Below are 24,537 nucleotides of genomic sequence, written 5' to 3' on the forward strand. Positions count from 1 at the left end.
CGACGGGCGCGTCTTTGCGCCCGGGCTCTGACGACTGCACCCGTCGATCATGGCATGCGCGCCCGCCGGTAGGCTGAAGGCGTGGGACTGGTCTCGGATGCGCGCACAGCCACCGCACTCCTCCGCAAGGCGCTCGCCAACCGGACAGCGGTGCGAGACGTCCGAAGGACTCTGGACGTGCGGCCGGAGCATCCCGAGCACCACTACAAGGTGGCCGTGTACTTCGCCGACGGCGCGGTCAACATGTACCAGATGCGGCAGTGGTACAAGCCGCTCGCCGAGCTCTCGAAGCTGTGGCCCGTCGTGGTGCTCAGCCGCTCGGCCACGGGTGCGCAGGCACTTCTCGCCGAGGACGCTCCGCCGGTCGAGTTCGTGCCGACGGTGCGCGATCTTGAGGCGTTCCTCGTCACGCAGGACATCCGCGTCGTGCTCTACGTCAATCAGAACACCCGCAATTTCCAGATGTTCCGGTACGGCCGGCGCTGGCACGTGTTCATCAACCACGGCGAGTCCGACAAGATGTACATGACGACGAACCAGTACAAGGCGTACGACTTCGCCTTCATCGCGGGGGATGCCGCTCGCGAGCGTCTGTCGCGCGTGCTGTGGGACTTCGACCTCGACACGCGCACGATCCAGATCGGCCGCCCGCAGGCGGACCACTACTCCGGGGCTCTGCCGTACACGCCCGATGACCGGACGGTCGTGCTCTACGCGCCGACGTGGGAGGGCGACCGGCCCTCGGCGCACTACGGATCGGTGCGGACGCACGGCGAAGCGCTCGTGAAGGCGCTGCTCGAGACGCGACGTCATCGCGTCGTGTACCGCCCGCACCCGCGCTCGGGTGTGGTCGACCCGGAATACGGCGCTGCGAACCAGCGGATCATCGCCGCCCTCGCGGCGGCGAACCGCTCCGACCCGGGTGCGGAGCACGTCTACGACGACGGGCCGGAACTCGGCTGGCAGCTCGCTGCGGCCGATGTCGCCGTGGTCGACATCTCGGCGATGGTCTACGACCGCCTGGCGGCAGGGAAGCCCCTGCTGATCACGCGCCCCGTCGATCCCGAGGCTATCGTCGACACGCACGGGTACCTCTCGTCGTGCGAATGGCTCGACGCGTCAGATGCGCCGGGGATCGTCGAAGAGACCGAGCGAGTGATCCGCGATCCCGAAGCTGCGGCGCGGCTCACGGAGTGGGTGACCTACTACTTCGGCGACACGACGCCGGGTGCCGCCACCCGACGCTTCCATGAGGCCATCGCCCGTCTCATGGCCGATTGGGAGACGTGGCACGCCCGCACCGCTGCCGACGAGCCGGACGACGACGCGGACGAAGAGGCCGAGCTCGACGACTGATCGGCCCCGGACCCGGCGCCGAGCCGCTCAGCCGACCGCCGACCGCTCGACGAGGCGTGCGATCGCCCGCAGGGGGATCGTCACCCAGGTCGGCCGATTGCGCGACTCGTAGATCGCCTCGTAGACCGCCTTGTCGAGCTCGAGGGCGCTCAGGAGGTCGCGCTGCTCGGCGAGGTCCACGCCGGACACGCCCGCATATCCCTCCTCGAAGCCCTGCCGCGCGGCGCGAACCCACTCCGCGACCGCTTCGGGGGAGCGGTCGGGGTGGTCCAGGCGGATGGACCCGGCGACGTAGTCGAACGACCGGAGCATGCCGGCGACATCGCGAAGCGCCAGATCCGGCTGCGTCCGCTCCGCCATGGGACGCAGGGGCTCGCCCTCGAAGTCGAGGAGCACCCAGCCACGGACGGGGTCGTGCAGCACCTGGCCGAGGTGGTAGTCGCCGTGGATCCGCTGCAGCGGCGGCCATGAGGCATCCCACGCCCGCTCGTAGACCTCCTCGATCGCATGCTTCCGCTCGGCGATGGCCGGCACCTCGGCCATCGCGATCGCGAGGCGCCGTCGCCAGGTTGCGGCCGTCGCCTCACGGTCGGCGGTCTGCGGGTCGTGCGTCGGGAACAGCTGAGCGAGCGAGACATGCACGTTCGCGGTGGCCTCGCCGAGGGCGTGCGCGCGGTCCGCGAAGTCCTCGCCGCTCGCCGCGGCGCGCAGCGCGACGCGCCAGGCATCCTCGACGCCGGGCAGGAACTCCTGCGCGAAGGCCAGCGAGCCGCGGGTCGTGCCGTGGGACGTCGCGCCGTCGGGCCACTCGCCTTCGACGGATCCGACCGCGGGCGGAACGTGTGGGGAGCCCGCTGCGGCGAGAGCCGTCGTGAGCTCGATGTCGGGGTTGAGCCCGGGATGCAGCTGTCGGAAGACCTTCGCGATGATCGGCGTCGAGCCGTCGTCGGCGCGATAGATGAGCGACGTGTTGGACTGCTCGCCGGCGAGGACGGTCGCGGAACGCGTGCTGCTGAGGTCGAGCTGGTGGGAGGGATGGCCCGTCACCACCGTGCCGGGTCCGCCCGCGCGTCCGCCGTTCGAGATGAGCGCGAGGAGTGCCGTCGAATAAGCCGGGTCGAAGGGGCCGTCGATGAACGTCGTGCCGGGCTCCGGGCTGCCGATGATGTGATCCGGATTCGCGTCGACCGACGACGTCGCTCGTGCCACGACCGGCACCTGGTAGAGCACGACCGGCAGCGCCCCCTCGTCGGCGACGAGGAACGTCCGCACCGTGCAGTCCTCTGCGGGCAGGTCCCACCATGCGGCGAGCCGGAGGCTCGGGAGCCTCGCCTTCGCCGCATACCAGCGCTGCCGCGGCATCCACGCGGCGAGGCACGCCAACGTGCTGTCCATACCTCGACACTATTGCGACGCCGGGCCGAGCGTCATCCTCCCTCGCCGGGGTTGATGCCTTCGCCCGAGGTGGTTAGTCTTGCGCGCCTGCGTCGGGGTCGGGTCCGGGGTCGGCGTCGTCGCGGTCGGCGGACTGCTCCACAACGGGCGTCACAGGAATGACGACCGACCCCGCGCCGAAGAGAAGGTCGATCCCGCCGGCCCCGGGGGACGGGGCATCCGGCAGCCTCTCCGCGGCTGATTCGGCGCGCGCCGGTTCCGACGGCAGGCCCGCCCACTCCTCGTTCTCTTCGGGGCGCTGAGTGAAAAGACCCATGCTCAGTCCTCTCCCGTGGTGATCTCAGGCTTCTTGCGTCGTGTGAGGGCTCCGCCGACCCGCTTCCCGGCGCTGCCCGCGGCTTGGACGCTGCGCGTCACGCCGCCGACGACGGCCCCTCCGGCGCGCCTGATGCCCCGGCCGGCCGCGTATTCCATCCGCGTCGCCCCGGGGCGGGGCTCGAGCTCCTCGGGGAGGCGCACAGGCGGAAGCCCGAACGCTCGCCGGGAGCTCACCAGCACCCGGCGGCCGAGGATGTTGTTCCCCGCGCCGCCGACGGCGGCTCCGATGCCGAAGGGCAGCGCCTTGCCGATCCACGAGGCGCCGCCGCGCACGGCGAAGTGCCGCATGAAGATGTTCTTCAGCTGATCAACCATGGGTCCGACCGCGGCACGGGGGATCGTCTTGGTGACCATCTCGCCCCAGTACTTGTCGCGCGTGACGCCCCGGCCGGCGGCCTGGCCCGCCAGCTGCGAGACGAGATCGACGCCCTCCTTGCCGAGCATGAGGGTCAGGACGAGCGCCCGCGCGCGGTCGGGATTCTCGATCGGGATGCCGTGCACCTCGGCGACCGATTGCGCGAACAGAGCAGTCGCCTCGAGGAATCCGAGGGTCTCGACGCCGCTCAGCGTCAGGGTGATGCCGGTGCCGATCCCCGGCACGACGGCCGTCGCGCCGACGGCGGCGCCTCCGGTCGTGACGGCGGCGAGATAGCGTCGCTCGAGGATCCGGACGATCTCGGCCGTCGACGCGGAGGGATGCCGCAGCCGGATGCTGCGCAGGTGCGCCAGCACGACCGGCCGCTGGATCGCCAGCACGCGGTCGAGCGTGCGAACGGTGCGCGGATGCTCGTCCGAACCCACCGGTGGGAGCCCGCCGTCCCAGGGGGCGCCGTCGGGGAGCGAGTGGATGCGGTGCACCTTGTCGGCCATCAGGCCGATCCTACGAGGGTGCGCTGCGCGGAGACTGGGGCTTGACGCGTGTCAGACGAAGAGGTTGGCGCGCTCGAGGTCTTCCGCGAAGTCGACTTCGACGGCGTAGAGGTCGGAGATGTCGAGGGGCTGCAGACGCAGGCCGTCCTCGACGATCGCGAGCTCCAGGCCGCGCTCGAAGTAGTCCTGGTCGTCGACGCGCGTGAGCTGGCGGATGAACGCCTTCTTGTCGGCGCTCGAGATGTAGTTGATGCCGACGGCCTCGCCGATGCCTCCGACCACCGTCTTGGACAGCTCCCGGATGAAGCCCTCGGGCGACGTCGTGTACTTGACCTCTTCGTCGCTGACCTTCGACGTGTTGACCGTCACGAAGGACTGATCGCGCTCGATGAGGGCGATGGCCCGCCCCAGGACGCGCGGGTCGAAGACGACGTCGCCGTTCATCCACAGCACGCCGCTGCGGCCCGTCGTGGTGAGCGCGCGGAGGAGGCTCTTCGACGTGTTGGTCTGGTCGTAGCGGTCGTTGTAGACGTAGTCGACGTCGGGGAACGCCTCGACGATGGTCTCAGCGCGGTAGCCGACGACAGTCGTGATGCGGGCCTCGGCGCCGAAAGCCGCGCGGATGTTGTCGTGCTGCTGCCGCATGATGCTGCGGCCGTCGCTCAGCTCGGTGAGGGGCTTGGGCAGGCTGCGGCCCAGTCGTGAGCCCATGCCGGCCGCGAGAATGACGGTCTGAAGAGTCAAGATCTGCTCCTGGAGTGCGATTGTGCACGGTCGATTAACCGAACCGACACTCCCTCGTGCCTGCTACATGCTATCCAGACCGCCTGGGAGGGTGCATAATACGGCGCCGCCGTTGTCGTTTCGTGACATAACTCCCGGGACTCGATCAGGACACGGTACGGACTCTCCGAGGCCGTGTTCGGACGCGGGCTTGATACGTTTGACCGGTGACAGCCTCTATGCCGGTGCCACGCGACGCCTTCCCGGACGATCCGGAGGGTGCGACCGGCGAGGGTCGGGCCGCCCCGGTCGTTCCGCTCCCGTCAGGCGCAGATGCACCTCGCCCGCGGCCGTCCGGGCGGGGCAAGAAGCCGCGTCGGCCGTCCCACGGACGCACGAAGAAGCCGGCCGTCGCCGATCCCGGACCGCCGCCCCCGCTGCCGCCCGACCTCGTCGACGCTCCCGTGGTGCCGCCGGTTCCGGCGCTGCCGGAAGATCTGACGATCCCGCCGAAGCCACCGCTTCCCGCGGCTCCCGAAACGCCGCAGTCGCAGGTGGTCGAAGCCGCGCACAAGGTCATTCAGGAGCCTGAGCCCGAGGTCGTCGCCGCCGAGCCAGAGCCCGAGGTCGTCGCCGAACCTGAGGTCGTCAACGACCTGGCGGTCGTCGCCCCCGAGGTCGTCGAGCCCCCGGCATCCGCGCCAGAAGAACCAGTCGAGCCCTCGGCATCCGCGCCAGAAGAACCCGCAGCGGTCGCCGACAGCGACGCGCCTGACCCGTTCGCGGCATCCGTCGTCCTCGACGGCGCGCCGGAAACGGCGACGGCAGCCCTCACGCTCCGGGGCGTGACGAAGGCGTTCGGCGACACGCGAGCCGTCGACGGGGTCGACCTCACCGTACCCGCCGGGACCTTCTACGGTCTCGTCGGCCCGAACGGCGCCGGCAAGACCACGACCCTGTCGCTCATCGCGGGGCTGCTCCGACCCGACCGTGGCTCCATCCAGGTCGCCGGTGTCGACGCAGGAGCCCACCCGACGCAGGCCAAGCGCCTGATGGGCGTGCTTCCCGACCGCCTGCGCACCTTCGATCGGCTCACGGGGCGGCAGCTGCTCTACTACTACGGCGTGCTGCGCGGCCTGCCGTCGGCGACGGTCGAGAGCCGCATCGCCGACCTCGCCCGGGCCTTCGATCTCACCGACGCACTCGGCCGCACCGTCGCGGACTACTCCGCGGGCATGCTCAAAAAGGTCATGCTGGCGGGCGCCCTCATCCACTCCCCGCGCCTCCTCGTCCTCGACGAGCCGTTCGAGGCGGTCGACCCGGTGTCCAGCGCCGTGATCCTCGACATCCTCTCGGCGTACGTCGCGCACGGCGGAACCGTCATCCTGTCGAGCCACGGCATGGAGTTCGTCGAGCGGGTCTGCTCGCGCGTCGCGGTGATGGTCGCGGGACAGGTGCTCGCCGAGGGCACGGTCGACGAGGTGCGCGGCGAGCTGACGCTCGAGCAGCGCTTCATCGAGCTGGCGGGCGGTCTGAGCGACGTGGAGGGCCTCGAGTGGCTGCACACGTTCTCCGACTGAGGCTGGGGATCCTCTTCGGAACGCTGCGCGGCGACGGACGCCACATCGCGCGTGTCGTCTCGGGCCTCGTCATCCTCGTCGTCGCCACGGCCGCCGCATGCTGGGGCATCCTGTCGCTCGACGACTCGCCCGACAGCGTCCTCTTCGTCGTCACGGTGCTGGGCGCGTCGGGTGTGACGCTCGGCTACGTCCTCGCCCCGCTGATCGTCGGCGTCAGCGATCCGCTCGACCCCCGCCGGTTCACGGTCTTCGGTCTGCCGCCCCTCCGGCTCGCCGGCGCCCTGGCTCTCGTCGGCTTCGTGAGCGTACCGACCTTCGTGCTCGCGGCCGTCTGCGCCTGCGTCGCCATTGTGTGGACGGCGCATGACGTGCCGTGGCCGGCCGCCGCCCTGGGTGCGGTGCTCCAGGTGGTCACGTGCGTGCTCCTCGCCCGGGTGTCGATTGCCATCACGTCGATGTTCCTCGACGAGCGCCGGTCGCGTGAGCTGTCCGGACTCTTCGTCCTCGCGATCCTCGTCGTCGTCGTGCCGGTTGGTGTCTTCCTGGCGTCGCTGGAGTGGGGCGGCGTCGTGCCGACGCAGCTGACCGAGGCGGCGGAGACCCTGGCGCTCACGCCGCTCGGCGCGGCTCTCGCGTTCCCCGGTCTTCTCGCGACCGGCGCCTCGGAAGCGATCCTCAGCCTCCTGGTGTCGTTCGCGACGATCATCGTCCTGGGTCTCGTCTGGGTCTGGGCCGTCCACCGCGTGCTGACCACTACTGAGCGTCCGGTCGCGTCTCGCGAGCGCGGCGGCCTCGGCTGGTTCGCCGTCGCCCCGGGCACGCCCGGCGGGGCGGTCGCCGCCCGCAGCCTCCTGTACTGGTTCGGCGACCGGCGGTACATCGCGAACATGGTCATCATCCCGATCGCGGCCGCCCTGTCGGTCGTGCCGCTCCTCATCGCCGGCGTGCCGCCCGCCGTCGTGGCCCTCGTCCCCGTGCCCCTCGCCGCGCTGTTTCTCGGCTGGCTGCCGCACAACGACGTCGCCTACGACTCGACGGCGGTCTGGATGCACATCGCGAGCGGCATCCGCGGTGCGTCCGATCGCATCGGCCGGCTCGTCCCCGTCCTCCTCATCGGCGCGTTCGTGCTCGCGATCTCGATCCCGTTCGCGATCTCGCTGCACGGGCGCTGGGCGGTCCTGCCGGCGATGGCGGGTGTCTGCGCGTCGCTCTTCCTGACGGGCCTCGGCCTCTCGAGCATCTCGTCGGCAGCCTGGCCGTATGCCGTCACACGGCCGGGCGAGAGCCCCTTCCAGCAGCCTCAGCGCACCGGATCGGGAAGCGCCCTCACACAGGCGTTCGTCATGCTCGGCGCCGTCGTGCTGAGCGCGCCGGCGCTGTGGTGGGCGTGGCTCGCGCTGACCCGGGACGTTCGCTACGCCGAGACGGCGCTGTGGGGCGGCGTGGGCATCGGGCTCTTCGTCCTGATCGCCGGCATCGCCGTCGGCTCCGTCGTCTTCCGCCGCCGCGAAGGCCGGATCATGGAGTTCGCCGAGTCCACCTGACGCGTGCCGCGGCATCCCGTTCCCCGGCCCGCGGGGGCGACCGCGCGGTAAACTGACCGACTATGAGCACCCCCGTCGAAGGCCCGGGTCAGGAGGGGACCGGCGGTCTCGCCACCCTCGACCGAGAGCTCGAAGAGCTCATCCGCGAAGAGTCGATCGAACCCGGCGACCACGAGCGCTTCTCGCATTACGTGAAGAAGGACAAGATCCTCGAGTCGGCGATCACGGGCAAGCCGGTGCGCGCACTGTGCGGAAAGAAGTGGACGCCGGGCCGCGACCCCGAGAAGTTCCCGGTGTGCCCGACCTGCAAAGAGATCTACGAGTCGCTCAACGGCTGAGGCGGGTCACGCGACGGCGTCGACGTAGACCGTCGGGATCGCCGGATCGGAACGGCTGAGCGCGAGCCCCCGGACGGGGAGCTCCTCCCGCACGCGTGCGTGGTGCTCGCGGGCGAGCTCGACACCCTGCGCTCCTTCGTAGGCCGTGTCGATGTCGCCCTCGACGACGAACGGCACCTGCAGCGCTCGGGCATCCGGATGCTGAAGCTCCGTCTCGACCGCCTCGAAGCCGTCCGAGACCGCGATGAGCTCGCTCGTCGCGACGCCGCGCTCGAGGGTGCGGAAAGCGGCCTTGCGCCCGCCCTTCGAGCCCTTGTCGGTCGACGCCTTCGCCACGGCGACCCAGGAGCCGTCCGACGCCTGCCGGGCGACGAGCTTGTAGACCATGCCGGCGGTCGGCGTGCCGGAGCCCGTGACGACCGACGTGCCGACCCCGTAGGAGTCGACAGGGGATGCCGCGAGCGCCGCGATCGCGTACTCGTCGAGGTCGCTCGTCACGGTGATCTTCGTGCCTGTGGCGCCCAGCTCGTCGAGGAGCGCGCGCACCTCGGCCGCGACCGTCGGCAGATCGCCGGAGTCGATGCGCACGCCGCCGAGCCCCGTCCCCGCGACCCGGATCGCGGTCCTCACGCCCTCGCGGATGTCGTAGGTGTCGACGAGGAGCGTCGTGTCGGTCCCGAGCGTCTCGATCTGCGCGCGGAAGGCGTCCTCCTCCGTGTCGTGCAGGAGCGTCCACGCGTGCGCGGCGGTGCCCATGGTCGGGATGCCCCACCGCCGCCCCGCCTCGAGATTCGAGGTCGCGCCGAACCCGGCGATGTACGCGGCGCGCGCGGCCGCGACGGCGGACTCCTCGCCCGCACGGCGGGAGCCCATCTCGGCCAGTGGACGCTCGCCCGCTGCGACGCTCATGCGCGCAGCGGCCGTCGCGACCGCGGAGTCGTGGTTGAGCACGCTGAGCGCCAGCGTCTCGAGCACGACCGCCTCGGCGAACGTGCCCTCGATCGTCAGCAGGGGAGAGCCCGGGAAGTACAGCTCGCCCTCCCGGTAGCCCGTGATCGATCCCGTGAACCGGTAGCCCTCGAGGAAGTCGAGGGTCGAGGCATCCACGACCCTCTGGTCACGGAGGAAGCGCAGCTCGTCGTCGCCGAACCGGAAGTCGCGGATGAGCGACAGCAGCCGGCCCGTGCCTGCCACGACGCCGAATCGGCGCGCTCCGGAGAGGCGCCGACCGAACAGCTCGAAGACGCAGCGCCGTTGGGCCGTCCCGTCCTGAAGGGCCGCGTCGAGCATCGTGAGCTCGTAGCGGTCGGTGTGCAGCGCGGTGCTCCGGGGCGTGCTCATGGGCGTCAGCCTAGCCAGGCCCCGCGAGAGGCTGGCGTAGGCTGGACCATCGTGAACGACGCTCCGATCGGCATCTTCGACTCCGGAGTCGGCGGTCTCACGGTGGCCAGGGCGATCTCGGCGCAGCTGCCGCGGGAGTCGATGCTCTACATCGGCGACACGGCGCACTCGCCCTACGGCCCCAAGCCCATCGCCGACGTGCGGCGCTATGCGCTCGAGGTGCTCGACACGCTCGTCGACGAAGGCGTGAAGATGCTCGTGATCGCGTGCAACACGGCGTCGGCTGCCATGCTCCGCGATGCGCGGGAGCGCTACGACGTGCCCGTCGTCGAGGTCATCGGTCCGGCTGTCCGCACGGCGATGTCGACGACCCGCAACGGCCGGATCGGCGTGATCGGCACCGAGGGCACGATCGGCTCGCGGGCGTACCAGGACATGCTCGAGGTCAACGAGCGCCTCACCGTGTTCGCCCAGGCGTGCCCGCGGTTCGTCGAGTTCGTCGAGGCCGGCGTGACGGAGTCCTCCGAGGTGCTCGCGGTCGCCGAGGAGTACCTCGCGCCGCTCCGCCACGCGGACGTCGACACCCTCGTGCTCGGCTGCACGCACTATCCCTTCCTCGAGGGCGCCATCAGCTACGTCATGGGCCCCGAGGTCTCGCTCGTCTCGAGCGACACCGAGACGGCGAAGGACGTGTACCGGCAGCTGGTCTCCCGCGACCTGCTCGCGGGCCGGGATGCCGCGCCCCGCCATGTCTACGAAGCCACCGGCGCCTCCGCCGACGAATTCCTCCGCCTCGCACACCGCCTGATGGGCCGCGAGGTGACCGACGTCCGCCTCGTGCAGACCGGTGCCATCGACCTCGTGAAGGGAAACTCATGACCGACCTCGTCAGCACCACTCTCCGGGCCGACGGCCGTTCCGTCGACCAGCTCCGTCCCGTCGTCATCGAACGGGGGTGGAGCAGCCAGGCCGAGGGGTCGGCGCTCATCTCGTTCGGGAACACGAAGGTGCTCTGCACGGCGTCGTTCACGAACGGCGTGCCGCGGTGGCTCACCGGCAAGGGCAAGGGCTGGGTCACGGCCGAGTACGCGATGCTGCCGCGCGCGACCAACGAGCGGAACGACCGCGAATCGGTCAAGGGGCGCATCGGCGGTCGCACGCACGAGATCTCGCGCCTGATCGGCCGTGCGCTGCGCTCGGTCGTCGACACGAAGGCGCTGGGCGAGAACACGATCGTCATCGACTGCGACGTGCTGCAGGCCGACGGCGGCACGCGCACAGCAGCCATCACGGGGGCCTATGTCGCCCTCGCCGACGCGATCGAGTGGGCGCGCGGGAAGAAGTTCGTCGGTCAGAGGTCGCAGGTGCTCATCGACTCGGTCGCCGCCGTCTCGGTCGGCATCATCGACGGCGAGCCGATGCTCGACCTCGCATATGTCGAGGACGTCCGCGCGGAGACAGACATGAACGTCGTCGTGACGGGCCGCGGGCTCTTCGTCGAGGTGCAGGGCACGGCCGAGGGGGCGCCGTTCGACAAGCGCGAGCTCGATCGCCTTCTCGAGCTCGGGGTGAACGGCTGCGCGGAGTTGCGCGACCTGCAGGCCGCCGCCCTGGCGCCGGGCGTCTGACTGTGCCTCAGGTCGTGCTCGCGACGCACAACCCGCACAAGGTCGAGGAATTCCAGGCGATCGTCGCCGCGACGCGTCCCGACCTCGAGGTCGTGGGCTACGACGGCCCTGAGCCGGTCGAGGACGGCACCAGCTTCGCCGAGAACGCCCTGATCAAGGCCCGCGCCGCGGCGGCCCACACCGGCCTCCCCGCCCTCGCGGACGACTCGGGCATCTGCGTCGACGTGCTCGGCGGTTCGCCGGGGGTGTTCTCGGCCTATTGGGCAGGACATGCCAAGGATGCCGCGGCCAACCTGAACCTCCTGCTCGACCAGCTCTCCGACATCCGCGATCCCCACCGCTCGGCGCAGTTCGTGTCGACGATCGCGCTCGTCGTTCCCGCCGGCGCGGCGGGAAGCGCTGCCGGCGAGCACGTCGTCGAGGGCGTCTGGCCGGGCCGCCTGGCGAGTGCCGCCGCGGGGTCGGGCGGCTTCGGCTACGACCCGATCTTCGTCCCGGACGAGCAGCCGACCGCCGACGAGCGCAGCGTCGGGGAGTGGACCGCCGACGAGAAGAACGCGGCATCCCACCGCGCCCGCGCGTTCCGCGCCCTCGTGCCGCTCCTAGAGGCCCTCTGAGCCTGAGAATCACACTCATTCCCGACTTGCGCCGATCGCGGCGGGCGGGTCGCACCGAGTCGTAGCCTGGGGCCATGCACGACCATGCCCACGGTGTCCCGGCGGGGATCCGCGGAGCCGGCCCCCGCCGCCTCCTCGCCATCTCGCTCGGCATCACCGCGATCGTCATGCTCGTGCAGATCGTCGGGTCGGTCCTGTCCGGATCGCTCGCGCTCCTCGCCGACGCCGCGCACATGTTCACGGATGCCGCGGCCCTGGTGATCGCGCTCATCGCCTCGTCCGTCGCGGCACGGCCCCCGGACGACCGGCGCACGTTCGGCTATCAGCGCGCCGAGGTGCTGGGTGCGCTCGTCAACGGTGTGATCCTCATCGTCCTGGCGGTGTGGGTCGCGGTGGAGGCCGTCCGCCGCCTGATGCAGCCGTCGGAGGTCGAGATCGCCGGGGGCCTCATGCTCGCGGTCGCGATCGTCGGCCTGGTCGCGAACTCGATCTCGATGTGGGTCCTGAGCGCCGCCCAGCGCACGAGCATCAACGTGCGCGGGGCGTATCTCGAGGTGCTCGGCGACATGCTGGGATCGGCCGCCGTGATCGTCGCCGCGATCGTCGTCCTCACGACGGGCTGGATGCAGGCGGATGCCGTGGCATCCCTCCTCATCGCCGCGATGATCGTGCCGCGAGCCATCGGACTGCTGCGCGAGGTCGTCTCGGTGCTCGCGGAGTCGTCGCCCGAGAACGTGCATGTCCGCGAGATCCGCCAGCACATCGTCTCGACCCCCGGCGTGGTCGACGTGCATGACGTGCATGTGTGGCAGCTCACGCGCGGCGCGCCGGTGTTCACCGCGCATGTCGTCGTCGACCCCGAGACGCTGCGGGACGGGCGATCCGGCGAGATGCTCGAGCAGCTGCAGGGATGCCTCAGCACGCACTTCGACGTCGAGCACTCGACGTTCCAACTCGAGCCGGCGGGGCACGTCGAGCACGACGCGCACCTGTGACCATCAGCTCTCGCGCACGACCTCCTCTGGTCGCTTGTCGGGGCGCAGTCCGCGCCAGCGCGGGTGACGGAGGATGCCGCCGGGCGTGAACTCGCCGAACTCCACCTCGGCGACGACCTCCGGCCGCACCCACTGAACCCCTCGGGCATCCAGCGACGGCACGCCGACCAGGGGGTTCTCATTCGTCTCGAGCGGCGCGAGCTGCTTCTGCAGGGCACGCAGCACCGAATCGCTGAACCCCGTGCCGACGCGGCCCGCGTACTGGAGGCCGTCGGGTCCGGGGATGCCGAGGAGCAGCGAACCGAACGTCGAGGCGCGCGCACCTTGACCCGGGCGGATCCCGGCGACGACGACCTCCTGCGTCCGGGTGAGCTTCACCTTGAGCGAGGAGTCGGACCGCACGCCCCGGCGGTAGACCGAGCGGGGGTCCTTGACGACGATCCCCTCGAGGTCGAACCGGCGGCTGGCGTCGAGTGCGGCATCCACGTCGTCGAAGACGGGCGGAACGACGATCGAGGGGATGCTGCGGGCGGCGACGTCTTCGAGGATTCGCCGGCGCTCCGTCAGGGGGAGGCCCGTGACGTCCTTCCCCCGGGCGACGAGGACGTCGAAGAGGTAGTAGTGGACAGGCGTGCGCTTGGCGAGGCGGGCGATGTCGCCGGCGCCGACGAGGTTCATCCGCGTCTGCAGCAGCGGGAAGCTCGGTCGGCCGTTGTCGAGCGCGACCAGCTCGCCGTCGACGACGCACGGCTCGGCACCGAGGCCGGGATCGCTGCCGGTGATCTCGGGATACTTCACGGTGCTCTCGTTCCCGCTGCGCGCCCACAGCCGAAGCGACGTGCCGTCCCACACGCCGACGGCGCGGATGCCGTCCCACTTCGCCTCGGCCCAGGCCGGTTCGCCCCACTGCCGTGCATCGGCCCGCGCCCGGTCGGCGGACGCGCTCGTCGAGAGCATCGGCTTCAGGTCGGCGGGATCCGGCGGCCAGCTCGCCGGCGGGGCTTCCGCCAGAAGCTCGTCGACGCTCTTCCGACCCCTCTTCCCGCCCTTCTTGCCGCCCAGGGAGGCGGGGGCCTCCACCGCGGCGGCCGGGGCCGGTGTGCGGCGCCGACGGGCGGTCGGCCGCGGCTCGTCGGCCTGCGGCGACGGCTCGACGGGGATGCCATCCGGCTGCACGCTGCCCTCGGCATCCGTCTTCATCCGGTGCAGCAGCCAGCTGGACTTCTCCCCCTCGCCCTCCGTGCGGATGAGCGCGAGACGGACGCGGCCGAGAGGGCCACCTGGACGGCCTTCGGCGGTGAAGATGATCTCGTCATCGCGCCATTTCTCGAGCTCGTAGCGGCCGTCGTCCCAGATCGTCACGCTCCCGCCGCCGTACTCGCCCATCGGGATCGTGCCCTCGAACGAGGCGTACTCCATCGGGTGGTCCTCGGTCTGGATCGCGAGGTTGTTGCGCTTGTACGAGTGCGGGACACCGCGCGGCACGGCCCAGCTGACGAGCACTCCGTCCCGCTCCAGCCGGAAGTCCCAGTGCAGCGCCGTCGCGTGATGCTCCTGGATGACGAAGGTGGGCAGCTCATCGGCCGGCCGCACGGCCGCCGCGGGGTTCGACGGGACCGGCTCGGGTGTGCGATCGGACGAGCGCATCGAGATGTAGGTGCTGAGGGGTCCCTCGTCGGCTTCGCGCCCGCCCGCGTGGAAGCCGAGCGGCGAGAGGGGATCGCCGATCTCGTCGACGCGGTCCAGCACCTCGCCGAACAGCAGGTGCCTGAGTCCCGGGTCGTCCAGCTCGTCCCACGTGCGGGGCACGGCGACCGTCGGATGCGGCCGGCCGCGCAGCGAGTACGGCGCGATCGTCGTCTTCGAGCCGTTGTTCTGGCTCCAGTCGATCAGCACGCGGCCGCCGCGGATCGCCTTCTTCATGCTGCTCACGACCAGATCCGGATGATCGGCCTCGATCGCGCGGGCCAGCTCGTGCGCGAGCGCCGACGCCTGCTCGCTCGACTGCCCTGGCGGCAGCGCGGAGTAGAGCTGGATGCCTTTGCTCCCGCTCGTGACCGGGTAGGGGTCGAGCCCCATGTGGGTCAGGATGTCGCGTGCCCACCGCGCCACCTGGGCGCACTCGGGCAGCCCCGCGCCGGGTCCCGGGTCGAGGTCGAGCACGAGCCGGTCCGCGTCGCCCCTGTCGCCGGTCGGGGTGAAGCGCCACTGCGGAACGTGCAGCTCGAGGCTCGCCACCTGGGCGAGGTACACGATCGTCGGCACGTCCCCGGCGATGGGGTAGTCCTTGGGCCCGCCGGAGTGGGGGATCGGCAGGCGCCGGACCCAGTCGGGGGCGCCGCGCTCGAGGTCCTTCGCGAAGAACGGCTGTCCCGGATGCTCCTCGGTGCCGACGCCGTCCGGCCAGCGCTTGCGGGTGACGGGCCGGCCGATGACATGGGGGATCATCGTCGGCGCGATGCGCGTGTAGTAGTCGATGACCTCGGCCTTCGTGGTGCCCGTCTCGGGGTACAGCACCTTGCCGAGATTCGTGAGGCGCAGGCGTCTGCCACCGATCCTCACGAGCTGTTCATCGCCGGGCATGGCACCATCCTGCCGTCTGGACCACTCCCGGCACCTCGAAAACAGCAGTCAACGGGCGTAAAATGCGGCGTCAAGAGGCGTTTTCGCATGTTCATCCGACGCATGCTCGGGCCCATGGTCCTCACCGCACTGCTGGCGCTGACGGCGTGCGCCTCCGCCGCGCCCGAACCGACGCCCGCTGACACCGGCGCGTCGTCCGCGCCGGCGAAACCCTCCCCGGCCTCTCCCTCGGCGGAGGAGCCCGCGGCCCGAGCCGCGATCACGATCGATCGGCCATCCGGGGGTAAGACGGTGTCGGTGCCGTTCGTGGTCAGTGGATCGGCGGATGTCTTCGAAGCGGCGCTCACCATCGACGCCGTGGATGCCTCGGGCATGCAGGCGTGCGTGCGCCATCTCATGGCGACGTCGGGCAGCGGCACCCGGGGCACGTGGGAGGGGACGCTGGCCTTCCCGCCGGAGGAGGACACCCTGGAGGTCACCTTGCGCGCCTACACTCTCAGCGCGCAGGACGGCTCGATGGCGAACCTCGTCGAGCAGCCGCTCACGATCTCGCCCGACCGGCCGAAGATCATCCTCACGAGCCCGCGGTGCGGTGATCGCTTCGAACCGGGCGGGCTCATCATCCTGGCCGGAACGGCGGAACTGTTCGAGGCGTCGTTCACGGTGGAGCTGCGCGACTCCAGCCGCACGATCATGACGATGCCCGTCACGGCAGAGGAGTGCTGCGTCGAGTCGCAGTTCACAGCGCGACTCTCGCTCCCTGCCGATCTTCCGCCGGGCTTCTACGACGTCGCCGCCTTCGACGTCAGCGCGAAGGACGGCGCGAACGAGAACGAGTTCGTCGTGCAGATCGAGGTGACGGCCTAGCGGCCGGAAAGCCCGTCAAGACCTAGCCGTGACGGCTGTGGCCGGTGTGTACTGGTGTGATGAGAGCGATCTGGAAGGGCGCCCTGACCTTCGGCCTCGTCAACGTGCCCGTCAAGGTGTATGCCGCGACGGAGGATCACGACGTCTCGCTGCACCAGGTGCACAACAAGGACGGCGGACGCATCCGCTACCAGCGGGTGTGCGAGATCGACGGCGAGGTGGTTCCGTACCAGGACATCGACAAGGCATACGACGACGGCGACAAGACGGTCGTGCTCACCAAGGAGGACCTCGCGTCGCTGCCAGCCGAGCGGAGCCGCGAGATCGACGTGGTGGAGTTCGTGCCGAGTGAGCAGGTGGATCTGCTGACGCTCGACCGCGCGTACTACCTGGAGCCTGACTCGGCGTCGCCGAAGGCGTACGTGCTGCTGCGCAAGACGCTCGAGCAGACGGACCGCACCGCCATCGTGCGGTTCTCGCTGCGGCAGAAGACCCGGCTCGCCGCCCTCCGCGTCCGTGGCGACGTCCTCGTGCTGCAGACGCTGCTGTGGGCCGACGAGGTGCGCGAGGCGAACTTCCCGGCGCTGGACGAGACGGTGCGCATCTCCGCGAAGGAGCTCGAGCTCTCGGCATCCCTCGTCGACAGCTTCGCGAGCGACTTCGATCCCGAGCAGTTCACCGACGAGTACCAGGCGGAGCTGCGCACGCTCATCGAGGCGAAGCTCGAGAACGGCGACGCGGTCGACACGGCCGAGACCTTCGGCGAGCAGGAGGAGGAGGCCGGCGGCGAGGTCATCGACCTCATGGCGGCTCTGCGCGCGTCGGTGGAGCGCTCGCGCGCGGCTCGCTCCGGTGGCGCGGATGAGAAGGCGACGGATGCCGCGCCCCGCAAGACCTCGAAGGCCCCGGCCAAGAAGCCGGCCGCGAAGAAGAGCACGACGACGAAGAAGACCACGCCCGCCAAGAAGGCCTCGAAGGCCTCTTAGGCGCCTCGCCCGGCGCTCACGCGGTCGGCGGCGGGGGAGTGCTCTCGTCGCGGCGGGGCTGGTGCTCCCGGCCGCGCTCGAAGATCTCGGGGTCGAGGACGAGGTGGCGGGCCTCGTCATGGTCGGTCACGACGTCGTGGCCCGCAGCGGCCTCCTTGCGCGCCTTGGAGCGCTCGCGGAAGTAGTGCCACAGCGTGACGATCAGCGTTCCCCCGACGGCGGCGAGGAGGATCAGGTCGATGTACTCGGCGACGAGCTCGCCCACGACCGGGATGAACCCGATCGCGTAGCCGAACATCGTGAGGCCGAAGCCCCACAGGACCGCGCCGATGAAGTTGTAGATCGTGTAGCGGCCCTTGTGCATCTTCCCGACACCCGCGGCGACGGGGGCGAAGGTGCGCACGATCGGCACGAACCGGGCGACAATGACCGTCAGGCCGCCGTATTTCAGGAAGAAGGCGTTCGTGCGCTCCACGTTCTTGACGCTGAAGATGCCCGATTCCTTGCGCTCGAACACGGCCGGCCCGCCCTTGTAGCCGATGAGGTATCCCACTTCTCCACCGACGAAAGCCGCGAGCCCGATCAGCAGGGCGACCCACCACACGCTGATCCCGAAGACGCCGTTGGGTGCGGCCTCCGTCGGGTGCGAGAGCAGGCCCGAGATGATCAGCAGAGTGTCACCGGGAAGCAGGAATCCGATCAGCAGACCGGTCTCGGCGAAGACGATGAAGCAGACGACGAGGAGCGCCCACGGGCCCGCCGCGGCGATGATCGTCTCGGGGTCGAGCCAGGGGATGAGCGCGATGTGCTGCAAGGGAGTTCCCGTCGGTCGAGCGGTCGGCGGTCAAGGGCGGAATGCGGGCCCAGGACCCGGCGACGCCGTGCGGAAGGTGGGACTTGAACCCACACGCCCGGAGGCACAGGAACCTAAATCCTGCGTGTCTGCCAATTCCACCACTCCCGCAAGTGGACTCAGTCTACTGAGCGATCTGTACGCGGGCTGAGGGGGACAGCCCCCGCTCTCAGGGAGGTCCTCCCGCTCGAATCGTCCTCGGGTTACAGTGACGGCATGCGCGGGGGGCGCCGCCCTCGTCGACGACGCCGTGGGAGGACCACGTGGACGCTCTGCTCGACCTGCCCGTCATCGACGGGCCGGTGCCGTGGATCCTCGGCATCCTCTCGCTCGGCACCTTGATCGCCCTGCTCGTCCGCAGGCCCACCGGGCGCTGGATCGTGCGGATCCTCATCGGAGCCCTCGCGGGCGCCGTTGCGGCCTTGGCGATCTTCCTCGTCGCGAATGCGACGAGCGCCTTCGGGGATCCGCTTCCCCTGGAGGTGCTGTGGTGGGCGATGGCGGGCCTCGCCGCGACGGGCCTCGCGATCGCGAGTCTCTGGGAGCCCAAGGTGTGGCGGAAGGTCGTCGCGGTCGTCGGGATCGTCGTGTTCCCCCCTCACCGCCGCGATCGGCATCAACGCGTTCTACGGCCTCGACCCCACCCTCGGCGACGTGTTCGGCGTCTCGGGCAGCCACCCGATCGCGGTTCCCACCGCGACGGCGACGGGGAAGGCTCCGGCGAAGCCGCTGTATGAGACGTGGAAGCCTCCCGCCGGCATGCCCACGCAGGGAAAGGTCGGCACCCAGGTCATCCCGACGGCCCAGTCCGGCTTCGATGCGCGTCCGGCGGGTCTGTACCTCCCGCCGGCCGCCTTGACGAAGGATGCCCCGGACCTCCCGCTCGTCATCATGATGATGGGCTTCCCCGGCGATCCCGACCCGTCGTACATCGCATCCGTGCTCGACGGCTATGCCGCCAAGAACAACGGGCTGGCGCCGATCGTCATCGTCGCGGACCAGATCGGCGCATCCGGCAACGACCCGGCGTGCGCCGATTCCGCGGCGTACGGCAAGGCCGAGACCTACATCACGAAGGACGTCGTGGATTGGGCGCGCCAGAACCTGCCCATCATCGACGACCCCCGATGGTGGGTCATCGCCGGCTACTCGAACGGCGGAGGCTGCGCCATCAAGTACGGCACGAGCTTCCCCGACATGTGGAAGAACATCATCGACGTCTCGGGCGAGCCGTTCCCCGGCTCCGAAGATCCCGACGCCGTGACGAAGACCGTCTACGGCGGCGATCAGGCCGCGTTCGAGGCATCCAAGCCCGTCAACATCATGAAGGCCCACCCCGGTGCGTACGACGGCATGACGGCGGTGTTCACGGCCGGCGCGGACGACCCGACGTACGTTCAGGCTGCGCAGACCGTGTCCGACGCCGCGAAGGCCGCGGGCATGGCGGTGACCTACGAGACGATCCCCGGGGCCGGGCACGTCGGGCCGGCGCTGCCCGGCGGCCTTGAGATCGGGTTCCGCGTCATGTATCCCGTGCTCGGACTGTCGGCCGAGTAGCCCTGGTGCGCGTGCTCAGCGCCTGCTGTGGCGGATGCCGAACAGGAAGTAGGCGGCAGGACCGATCCAGTTGATGAAGAGCGCCGGCACCCACGCGAGCTTGGGTCCACGCACGTCGTCGGCATCGCGCTGGGCGAGGTCCCAGGCGGCGAGGAAGGCGAAGGCGAACTGCACGAGCCCGAGGATCACGCCGCCGACGCGGAGTGGGATGGCCGCAACCTTCACGGACGTGAGGGCGCCGGCGCCCTGCGCCAAGCGGGTGCCGGGCTCGGTGCGGGTTCCCGGCTCGGGGCGGGGCGAAGGAGTGGCGAGGTTCTTCGTGTAAGAGGTCATGGCTGGTCCTTCCGCGGTTGTCCCCATCGTGTCACTCCTCCGGCGGGAGTGTCATGGGTTGCGCCACAGCGGATCGGTGTGCGCTGTGGATAACTTCGGGATGCCGCGGGCGGCGCTTGCGAGGATGCTTCGGTGCCTCTCCCCGTCGCGACCGCTCCCGCCGCGGTCGTGGCCGAGCGGGTGCGCGAGCGGCTCCGGGCCGAGCGCGCCGACCCCGCGCGGGACCCGGAATTCGCGGCGCAGGTGGTGCGCGCCGAAGTGCGGCGGCACAACGACTTCGCCCTCGCCCGAGGCCTCGCACCTGTCGACGACGAAGCCGCCTGCGTGCGCGAGGTGCTCGCGACGGTCGCGGGCTACGGCCCGCTGCAGGCCTACCTCGACGACCCGACGGTCGAAGAGGTCTGGCTCAACGCGCCGGATCGGATCTTCATCGCACGCGGCGGCGTCTCCGAACGCGTGCCGCTCGCACTGACCGACACGCAGGTACGCGACCTCGTCGAGCGGATGCTGCACGCCACCGGCCGCCGCGTCGACCTCAGTCAGCCGTTCGTCGACGCATCGCTTCCCGACGGCAGCCGCCTCCACGTCGTCATCCCCGACATCACCCGACGGCACTGGGCCGTCAACATCCGCAAGTTCCTTCCCGCCTACCGCGACCTGGACAACCTCGTCCGGGCCGGGTCGATCGCGCCGGAGGGTGCCGATCTCCTCCGTCGCGCGATGGGGGAGGGCCGCAGCATCCTGGTGTCCGGCGCGACGCATGCGGGGAAGACGACCCTGCTGGCCGCGCTCATCGCCGCCGCGCCGCGCGACCACCGCATCGTGACGGTGGAGGAGACGTTCGAACTGGCGGTCGACGCGCCCGACCTCGTCGCCCTGCAAGGCCGCCAGCCGAGCCTCGAAGGAACGGGCGAGGTGACGCTCCGTCGCCTCGTGAAGGAAGCGCTCCGCATGCGCCCCGACCGCCTCGTGGTGGGCGAGGTCCGTGATGCCGAGGCGCTCGACCTGCTGCTCGCGCTCAACACCGGCGTGCCAGGCGCCGCGACGATCCATGCCAACTCCGCGCGCGAAGCGCTCGGCAAGCTCGCCGCGCTGCCGCTCCTGGCGGGGCGCAACATCGACGCGGGCTTCGTGCAGCCGGCGGTCGCTGCATCCGTCCATCTCGTGGCCCACTGTCAGCGCGACGCCTCGGGCCGCCGGCGCGTCGTCGAGATCGTCGAGCCGACGACCATCGGACCGTCGGGCATCGAGGCGCGCACCCTCTACCGCGGAGCGCCGGCGTGACCGTCGTGTGGGGCGCGGTGCTCGCGGCCGGCATCCTGCTCGCGATCTCGCCGTGGGTCTGGCCCGCGCGTCACGGCGGACGCCCGTCGCGGGCGACCGGCGCGCTCGCGCGGCTGCTCGAGGAGGCGGGCCTCGCACACGTCGCCCCCGGCATCGTCGTCGGGGCGTCGGCCGGCGTGGCAGTGCTCGCGGCCGCAGTCGCGTGGCTCGTGGTGCCGGTTGCGGCCATCGTCGCCGTCGCGGCGAGCGCGGGAGCCCTCGCGCCGTTCGTATGGCTGCGCGCGCGCAGGGCTCGGCTCGTCCGCAGCCGGCGCGCGCTGTGGCCGGATGTCTGCGACCTGCTGATCGCATCCGTCCGGGCCGGGATGTCGCTGCCGGACTCGGTCGCCGCGCTGGCCGACTCGGCGCCGTCGCCGCTGCGGCCCGCCTTCGCGTCGTTCAGCCGCGACCTCGCCGCATCGGGCCACTTCGACTCGAGCATCCGGCGACTCAAGACCACCCTCGGCGATCCCGTGGCCGACCGCATCGTCGAGACTCTCCGGATGGCCCGCCAGGTCGGGGGTACTGAGCTGACGCCGGTCCTCCGCGCGCTCGCGGCGTCGGTCCGCGCGGATGCGACGCTCCGCGCAGAGGTCGAGGCGCGGCAGTCGTGGATCCGCGGAGCCGCCGTCCTCGGCGTCGCAGCGCCCTGGGTCATCCTCGCGATGCTCGCCATGCGGCCGGAAGGCGCCGAGGCGTACGCGAGCCCCGAGGGCATCGCGCTCGTCGTCGCCGGTGCGGCCGTGTCGTTCGTGGCTTACCGCATCATGCTCCGGCTGGGCCGGCTTCCCGAGCCGCGGCGGTGGTTCGGATGACTCTGTTCACGACCGACGCGGCCCTGGCGGTCGTGCTCGGCGCCGCTTTCGGGCTCGGCGTGTGCTTCATCCTCTCGCTCGCACCGCGCTGGGGCGCTCCGACGCTCGCGCGGCGGATCGCTCCGTACATCCGGGACGTGACCGACCCGCGAGGACTCACGCCGGCGTCCGGCATCCCGGTCACCGACCTGCGCGGCCTGTCCCGGGCCGGCATCGATCGCGCCGCGCGGGCGATGGGCGGCTCCGAGTCCGTCGAGCGCCGCTTGCGTCAGACGGGAAGGACGACGGATGCCGCCTCCTTCCGCGCTCGTCAGCTCGCGTGGGCGGTCTTCGGCGTCGCGGTCGGCGGCGGGGTGGTCGTCGTGCTGGTGCTCCTCGGACGCGGCTCGGGTGGGCTCGCGATTCTGCCGCCGGTCGCCGCGTTCGCGGCGGCGAGCCTGTACGACTTCGCGCTCACGCGCGCCGCCGCCGCCCGGGTCGGACGCATCGAGGAGGAGCTTCCGACAGTGCTCGAGTTCCTCGCGCTCTGCCTGTCGGCGGGCGAGAACATCCTCGACTCCGTGCGTCGCGTATCCGAGGTCGGCGCGGGCGAACTGACCGGCGAATTGCGAGGGGTGGTCGTCGCCGTCGGCACGGGGTCGTCGCTGTCCGAGTCGCTCGCACGGCTCTCGGCCCGGCTGGAGATCCCGGCACTGGCCCGCGCAGTGGATCAGCTCGTCGCTGCGCTCGACCGCGGTGCGCCGCTCGTCCACGTGCTGCACTCGCAGGCGCTCGACGCCCGCGAGGACGCCAAGCGGCGCCTCATCGAGCGTGCGGGTCGCAAGGAGATCTTCATGCTCGTTCCGCTCGTCTTCCTCATCCTCCCGTTGAGCGTGCTCTTCGCCGTCTTCCCCGGGATCTTCATGCTTCGACTCGGAATCGGCTGACCCAGCCGGAAGGAGAAACCCATGTTCCGCTCCCTCGCCCATCGCCTCCGCGCGCGGCTCGCCGTCACGATCGACGACGAGCGCGGCGACGTCCCCGGGTGGGTGCTCATCACGCTCATGACCGCGGGACTGGTCGTCGTGATCTGGGCGCTCGCCGGCCCGGCTCTCGCCGACCTGTTCCAGCAGGCGATCGAGCGCGTCTCGGGCTTCTGACGCCGTGCGCCGGGTCGTTCGCGTTCGAGAGCGGCTGGATGCCGTCCTCGACGACGAGACCGGCGCCAGCCCCGTCGAGTTCGTGCTGGTCGGCACCCTCCTGACCGTTCTCACTCTGGGCGTGCTGCAGCTCGGACTTGCGATCTACGTCCGCAACGTCGTCCACGACGCCGCCGTCGAAGGCGCGTACCACGCCGCCCTCGCCGACGTCTCGCCGGCGGAGGGCGCGCGTCGAACGGCCGAGATCGTCAGTCGCACGGTCGGCGATGAGTACGCCTCCGAGGTCGAGGTCGATGAGACGGCGGTGCTGGGGCATCCATCGGTCCGGATCACCGTGCGCTGCCCGTTCCCGCTCGTCGGACTGCTCGGAGCGCCGCGGATGCTGGAGGTGAGCGCCGATGCACCGCTCGAGTCCTTCGAGTGAGCCGCCGGCGGTCGACGATCCGGAGCGCGGATCGGCTCCGCTCGAGTTCATCCTCGTCGGCCTCCTGATGCTGGTGCCGCTCGTGTATCTCGTCGTGGCTCTGGGCCTGATCCAGGGGCAGGCGCTCGGCGCCGAGGCAGGGGCGCGGCACGTGGCGCGCGCGATCTCCACCGCGGACGGCGCGGACGAGGCGCGAGGAAGGGCCGACCGGATCCTCGCGGCGGTCATCGAGGAGTACGCGATGGACGAGGCATCCGTCGACCTCTCTCTCACGTGTGTGCCCGCGGGAGCCCCCTGCCCCGAACCCGGCGCCACGCTCATCGTGACGCTGCGCACCCGCGTGGCGCTGCCGCTCATCCCACCTGTCCTCGGGCTCGACGACCTCGCCAGCATCCCCGTCGAAGCCACCGCGGCGCAGAAGGTCTCACGCTTCTGGGGGTCCGAGTGACTCGGCGGTGGGCGAGGGCGGTTCGGCGTGCGGACGCCGCGGACGACGAGGGCAGCGTCCTGCTGCTGACGCTCGGCTACGCGATCCTCGCTCTCGTCGCCGTGCTGATCTGCGTCGATGCGACGAGCCTGTATCTGGCGCAGAAGCGCCTTGACGCACTCGCGGATGCCGCCGCCCTCGCCGGCGCGGACGGCTTCACGCTGTCGGTGGTGGGCGGGGAGCCGCGAGCCGAGCTCACCTCCGATCAGGTGCGCGCGCAGGCGCTGGAGCTCGTCGGCGACGTGGGCGCTGGTGCGGCTCTGCTCTCGGCCTCGACGCCCGACGGCGTCTCGGCGCGCGTCACGGTCGCGGGGACGTGGCATCCACCCGTCCTCACCGTCTTCGTCCCGGACGGCGTCGCGCTGCAGGCGACCGCGACCAGCCGCACCGCACTGCGCTGACCAG

General features: G+C 70.8%; 27 protein-coding genes and 1 tRNA gene. 19 read left to right on the plus strand and 9 right to left on the minus strand.

Going from position 1 to position 24,537, the window contains the following annotated elements; translation table 11 throughout:
• The first annotated feature begins 81 nt into the window (after positions 1-81).
• Positions 82-1,356: a CDP-glycerol glycerophosphotransferase family protein gene (locus G5T42_RS13280; RefSeq protein WP_165129191.1), complete on the plus strand. Its 1,275-nt coding sequence runs from the start codon at positions 82-84 to the stop codon at positions 1,354-1,356.
• 27 nt (positions 1,357-1,383) lie between these two features.
• On the opposite strand, the gene G5T42_RS13285 is transcribed toward G5T42_RS13280, so the two are convergent.
• The 4 genes from G5T42_RS13285 to G5T42_RS13300 form a co-directional block, all read right to left on the minus strand.
• Entirely contained in the window at positions 1,384-2,751 is a 1,368-nt protein-coding gene (locus G5T42_RS13285) for a phosphotransferase (RefSeq protein WP_165129193.1), read from the minus strand.
• A gap of 73 nt (positions 2,752-2,824) precedes the next feature.
• Positions 2,825-3,067, minus strand: a complete 243-nt coding sequence (locus G5T42_RS13290) for a hypothetical protein (protein ID WP_165129195.1) — start codon at positions 3,065-3,067, stop codon at positions 2,825-2,827.
• 2 nt (positions 3,068-3,069) lie between these two features.
• Positions 3,070-3,999: a hypothetical protein gene (locus G5T42_RS13295; RefSeq protein WP_165129197.1), complete on the minus strand. Its 930-nt coding sequence runs from the start codon at positions 3,997-3,999 to the stop codon at positions 3,070-3,072.
• Positions 4,000-4,050: 51 nt separating this feature from the next.
• Positions 4,051-4,743 carry an NTP transferase domain-containing protein gene (locus tag G5T42_RS13300; protein WP_165129199.1) on the minus strand — a complete coding sequence of 231 codons (693 nt, stop codon included), beginning with the start codon at positions 4,741-4,743 and terminating at the stop codon, positions 4,051-4,053.
• Positions 4,744-4,967: 224 nt separating this feature from the next.
• Between G5T42_RS13300 and G5T42_RS13305 the strand changes: the two genes are divergently transcribed.
• The 3 genes from G5T42_RS13305 (at position 4,968) to G5T42_RS13315 (ending at position 8,184) form a co-directional block, all read left to right on the plus strand.
• Positions 4,968-6,302 carry an ATP-binding cassette domain-containing protein gene (locus G5T42_RS13305; protein WP_241245825.1) on the plus strand — a complete coding sequence of 445 codons (1,335 nt, stop codon included), beginning with the start codon at positions 4,968-4,970 and terminating at the stop codon, positions 6,300-6,302.
• The gene (locus tag G5T42_RS13310; protein WP_165129201.1) at positions 6,278-7,846 is read left to right on the plus strand and encodes a hypothetical protein; all 1,569 of its coding nucleotides are present in this window, start codon (positions 6,278-6,280) and stop codon (positions 7,844-7,846) included. The genes G5T42_RS13305 and G5T42_RS13310 overlap by 25 nt, the downstream gene beginning before the upstream one ends.
• A 62-nt stretch (positions 7,847-7,908) precedes the next feature.
• Positions 7,909-8,184, plus strand: a complete 276-nt coding sequence (locus G5T42_RS13315) for a DUF3039 domain-containing protein (protein ID WP_165129203.1) — start codon at positions 7,909-7,911, stop codon at positions 8,182-8,184.
• Between the two features lie 6 nt (positions 8,185-8,190).
• Here the strand turns inward: G5T42_RS13315 and G5T42_RS13320 are convergent, their stop codons facing one another.
• Entirely contained in the window at positions 8,191-9,525 is a 1,335-nt protein-coding gene (locus G5T42_RS13320; RefSeq protein ID WP_165129205.1) for a nicotinate phosphoribosyltransferase, read from the minus strand.
• Between the two features lie 51 nt (positions 9,526-9,576).
• Between G5T42_RS13320 and murI the strand changes: the two genes are divergently transcribed.
• The 4 genes from murI to G5T42_RS13340 all read left to right on the plus strand — a co-directional run bounded on the left by murI (position 9,577) and on the right by G5T42_RS13340 (position 12,765).
• Positions 9,577-10,404, plus strand: a complete 828-nt coding sequence (murI, locus tag G5T42_RS13325) for a glutamate racemase (RefSeq protein ID WP_165129207.1) — start codon at positions 9,577-9,579, stop codon at positions 10,402-10,404.
• A complete protein-coding gene (gene rph / locus G5T42_RS13330; RefSeq protein WP_165129209.1) occupies positions 10,401-11,153 on the plus strand; it encodes a ribonuclease PH in 753 nt (250 codons plus the stop codon). Before murI ends, rph begins: the two co-directional genes overlap by 4 nt.
• 2 nt (positions 11,154-11,155) lie before the next feature.
• A complete protein-coding gene (gene rdgB / locus G5T42_RS13335; protein ID WP_206535642.1) occupies positions 11,156-11,770 on the plus strand; it encodes an RdgB/HAM1 family non-canonical purine NTP pyrophosphatase in 615 nt (204 codons plus the stop codon).
• A gap of 74 nt (positions 11,771-11,844) precedes the next feature.
• Positions 11,845-12,765, plus strand: a complete 921-nt coding sequence (locus G5T42_RS13340) for a cation diffusion facilitator family transporter (protein ID WP_165129211.1) — start codon at positions 11,845-11,847, stop codon at positions 12,763-12,765.
• 3 nt (positions 12,766-12,768) lie between these two features.
• On the opposite strand, the gene G5T42_RS13345 is transcribed toward G5T42_RS13340, so the two are convergent.
• Complete coding sequence (locus tag G5T42_RS13345; RefSeq protein ID WP_165129213.1) at positions 12,769-15,348, minus strand: ATP-dependent DNA ligase; 2,580 nt, start codon at positions 15,346-15,348, stop codon at positions 12,769-12,771.
• Between the two features lie 87 nt (positions 15,349-15,435).
• Between G5T42_RS13345 and G5T42_RS13350 the strand changes: the two genes are divergently transcribed.
• A complete protein-coding gene (locus G5T42_RS13350; protein WP_165129215.1) occupies positions 15,436-16,215 on the plus strand; it encodes a Gmad2 immunoglobulin-like domain-containing protein in 780 nt (259 codons plus the stop codon).
• A gap of 59 nt (positions 16,216-16,274) precedes the next feature.
• A complete protein-coding gene (locus G5T42_RS13355) occupies positions 16,275-17,201 on the plus strand; it encodes a Ku protein (protein ID WP_165129217.1) in 927 nt (308 codons plus the stop codon).
• 16 nt (positions 17,202-17,217) lie between these two features.
• Here G5T42_RS13355 and G5T42_RS13360 read toward each other — a convergent pair whose 3' ends face one another.
• Positions 17,218-18,015, minus strand: a complete 798-nt coding sequence (locus G5T42_RS13360; protein WP_165129219.1) for a DedA family protein — start codon at positions 18,013-18,015, stop codon at positions 17,218-17,220.
• Between the two features lie 68 nt (positions 18,016-18,083).
• Positions 18,084-18,165 (minus strand) — tRNA-Leu (locus G5T42_RS13365).
• A gap of 152 nt (positions 18,166-18,317) precedes the next feature.
• Here G5T42_RS13365 and G5T42_RS17770 point away from each other — a divergent pair.
• Both G5T42_RS17770 and G5T42_RS17775 read left to right on the plus strand, forming a co-directional pair.
• Complete coding sequence (locus tag G5T42_RS17770; protein ID WP_241245826.1) at positions 18,318-18,791, plus strand: hypothetical protein; 474 nt, start codon at positions 18,318-18,320, stop codon at positions 18,789-18,791.
• 22 nt (positions 18,792-18,813) lie between these two features.
• A complete protein-coding gene (locus tag G5T42_RS17775; protein ID WP_241245827.1) occupies positions 18,814-19,611 on the plus strand; it encodes an alpha/beta hydrolase-fold protein in 798 nt (265 codons plus the stop codon).
• Positions 19,612-19,626: 15 nt separating this feature from the next.
• On the opposite strand, the gene G5T42_RS13375 is transcribed toward G5T42_RS17775, so the two are convergent.
• Positions 19,627-19,944, minus strand: coding sequence for a PLD nuclease N-terminal domain-containing protein (locus G5T42_RS13375; RefSeq protein ID WP_165129221.1), 318 nt, complete (start codon positions 19,942-19,944; stop codon positions 19,627-19,629).
• A 132-nt stretch (positions 19,945-20,076) separates the two neighbouring features.
• On the opposite strand from G5T42_RS13375, the gene G5T42_RS13380 reads away from it, so the two are divergent.
• From G5T42_RS13380 to G5T42_RS13410, 7 genes are read left to right on the plus strand one after another with little or no spacing between them, the layout of a single operon-like run.
• Entirely contained in the window at positions 20,077-21,228 is a 1,152-nt protein-coding gene (locus tag G5T42_RS13380) for an ATPase, T2SS/T4P/T4SS family (RefSeq protein ID WP_165129223.1), read from the plus strand.
• Positions 21,225-22,082 (plus strand): type II secretion system F family protein, encoded by an 858-nt coding sequence (locus tag G5T42_RS13385; protein WP_165129225.1) that lies wholly within the window; start codon positions 21,225-21,227, stop codon positions 22,080-22,082. Before G5T42_RS13380 ends, G5T42_RS13385 begins: the two co-directional genes overlap by 4 nt.
• A complete protein-coding gene (locus G5T42_RS13390; RefSeq protein WP_165129227.1) occupies positions 22,079-23,008 on the plus strand; it encodes a type II secretion system F family protein in 930 nt (309 codons plus the stop codon). Before G5T42_RS13385 ends, G5T42_RS13390 begins: the two co-directional genes overlap by 4 nt.
• A 21-nt stretch (positions 23,009-23,029) precedes the next feature.
• Entirely contained in the window at positions 23,030-23,221 is a 192-nt protein-coding gene (locus G5T42_RS13395; protein WP_165129229.1) for a hypothetical protein, read from the plus strand.
• A 4-nt stretch (positions 23,222-23,225) separates the two neighbouring features.
• A complete protein-coding gene (locus tag G5T42_RS13400; RefSeq protein ID WP_241245828.1) occupies positions 23,226-23,645 on the plus strand; it encodes a TadE/TadG family type IV pilus assembly protein in 420 nt (139 codons plus the stop codon).
• Positions 23,620-24,093 (plus strand): TadE family protein, encoded by a 474-nt coding sequence (locus tag G5T42_RS13405; RefSeq protein WP_165129231.1) that lies wholly within the window; start codon positions 23,620-23,622, stop codon positions 24,091-24,093. The genes G5T42_RS13400 and G5T42_RS13405 overlap by 26 nt, the downstream gene beginning before the upstream one ends.
• On the plus strand, positions 24,090-24,533 hold the full coding sequence (locus G5T42_RS13410) for a pilus assembly protein TadG-related protein (RefSeq protein ID WP_241245829.1): 444 nt from the start codon (positions 24,090-24,092) through the stop codon (positions 24,531-24,533). Before G5T42_RS13405 ends, G5T42_RS13410 begins: the two co-directional genes overlap by 4 nt.
• Positions 24,534-24,537 lie beyond the last annotated feature (4 nt).

Origin of the sequence: Microbacterium sp. 4R-513 (genome assembly GCF_011046485.1) — a bacterium.
In the GTDB taxonomy this organism is placed as follows: domain Bacteria; phylum Actinomycetota; class Actinomycetes; order Actinomycetales; family Microbacteriaceae; genus Microbacterium.

What these genes read in the sequence shown, in the direction of transcription:
- G5T42_RS13285 (WP_165129193.1), bottom strand. Translation starts at nt 2,751, where the DNA reads ATGGACAGCACGTTGGCGTGCCTCGCCGCGTGGATGCCGCGGCAGCGC.
- G5T42_RS13290 (WP_165129195.1), bottom strand. Translation starts at nt 3,067, where the DNA reads ATGGGTCTTTTCACTCAGCGCCCCGAAGAGAACGAGGAGTGGGCGGGC.
- G5T42_RS13295 (WP_165129197.1), bottom strand. Translation starts at nt 3,999, where the DNA reads ATGGCCGACAAGGTGCACCGCATCCACTCGCTCCCCGACGGCGCCCCC.
- G5T42_RS13315 (WP_165129203.1), top strand. Translation starts at nt 7,909, where the DNA reads ATGAGCACCCCCGTCGAAGGCCCGGGTCAGGAGGGGACCGGCGGTCTC.
- G5T42_RS13320 (WP_165129205.1), bottom strand. Translation starts at nt 9,525, where the DNA reads ATGAGCACGCCCCGGAGCACCGCGCTGCACACCGACCGCTACGAGCTC.
- rph (WP_165129209.1), top strand. Translation starts at nt 10,401, where the DNA reads ATGACCGACCTCGTCAGCACCACTCTCCGGGCCGACGGCCGTTCCGTC.
- G5T42_RS13340 (WP_165129211.1), top strand. Translation starts at nt 11,845, where the DNA reads ATGCACGACCATGCCCACGGTGTCCCGGCGGGGATCCGCGGAGCCGGC.
- G5T42_RS13345 (WP_165129213.1), bottom strand. Translation starts at nt 15,348, where the DNA reads ATGCCCGGCGATGAACAGCTCGTGAGGATCGGTGGCAGACGCCTGCGC.
- G5T42_RS13350 (WP_165129215.1), top strand. Translation starts at nt 15,436, where the DNA reads ATGTTCATCCGACGCATGCTCGGGCCCATGGTCCTCACCGCACTGCTG.
- G5T42_RS13355 (WP_165129217.1), top strand. Translation starts at nt 16,275, where the DNA reads ATGAGAGCGATCTGGAAGGGCGCCCTGACCTTCGGCCTCGTCAACGTG.
- G5T42_RS17775 (WP_241245827.1), top strand. Translation starts at nt 18,814, where the DNA reads ATGCCCACGCAGGGAAAGGTCGGCACCCAGGTCATCCCGACGGCCCAG.
- G5T42_RS13375 (WP_165129221.1), bottom strand. Translation starts at nt 19,944, where the DNA reads ATGACCTCTTACACGAAGAACCTCGCCACTCCTTCGCCCCGCCCCGAG.
- G5T42_RS13390 (WP_165129227.1), top strand. Translation starts at nt 22,079, where the DNA reads ATGACTCTGTTCACGACCGACGCGGCCCTGGCGGTCGTGCTCGGCGCC.
- G5T42_RS13395 (WP_165129229.1), top strand. Translation starts at nt 23,030, where the DNA reads ATGTTCCGCTCCCTCGCCCATCGCCTCCGCGCGCGGCTCGCCGTCACG.
- G5T42_RS13405 (WP_165129231.1), top strand. Translation starts at nt 23,620, where the DNA reads ATGCACCGCTCGAGTCCTTCGAGTGAGCCGCCGGCGGTCGACGATCCG.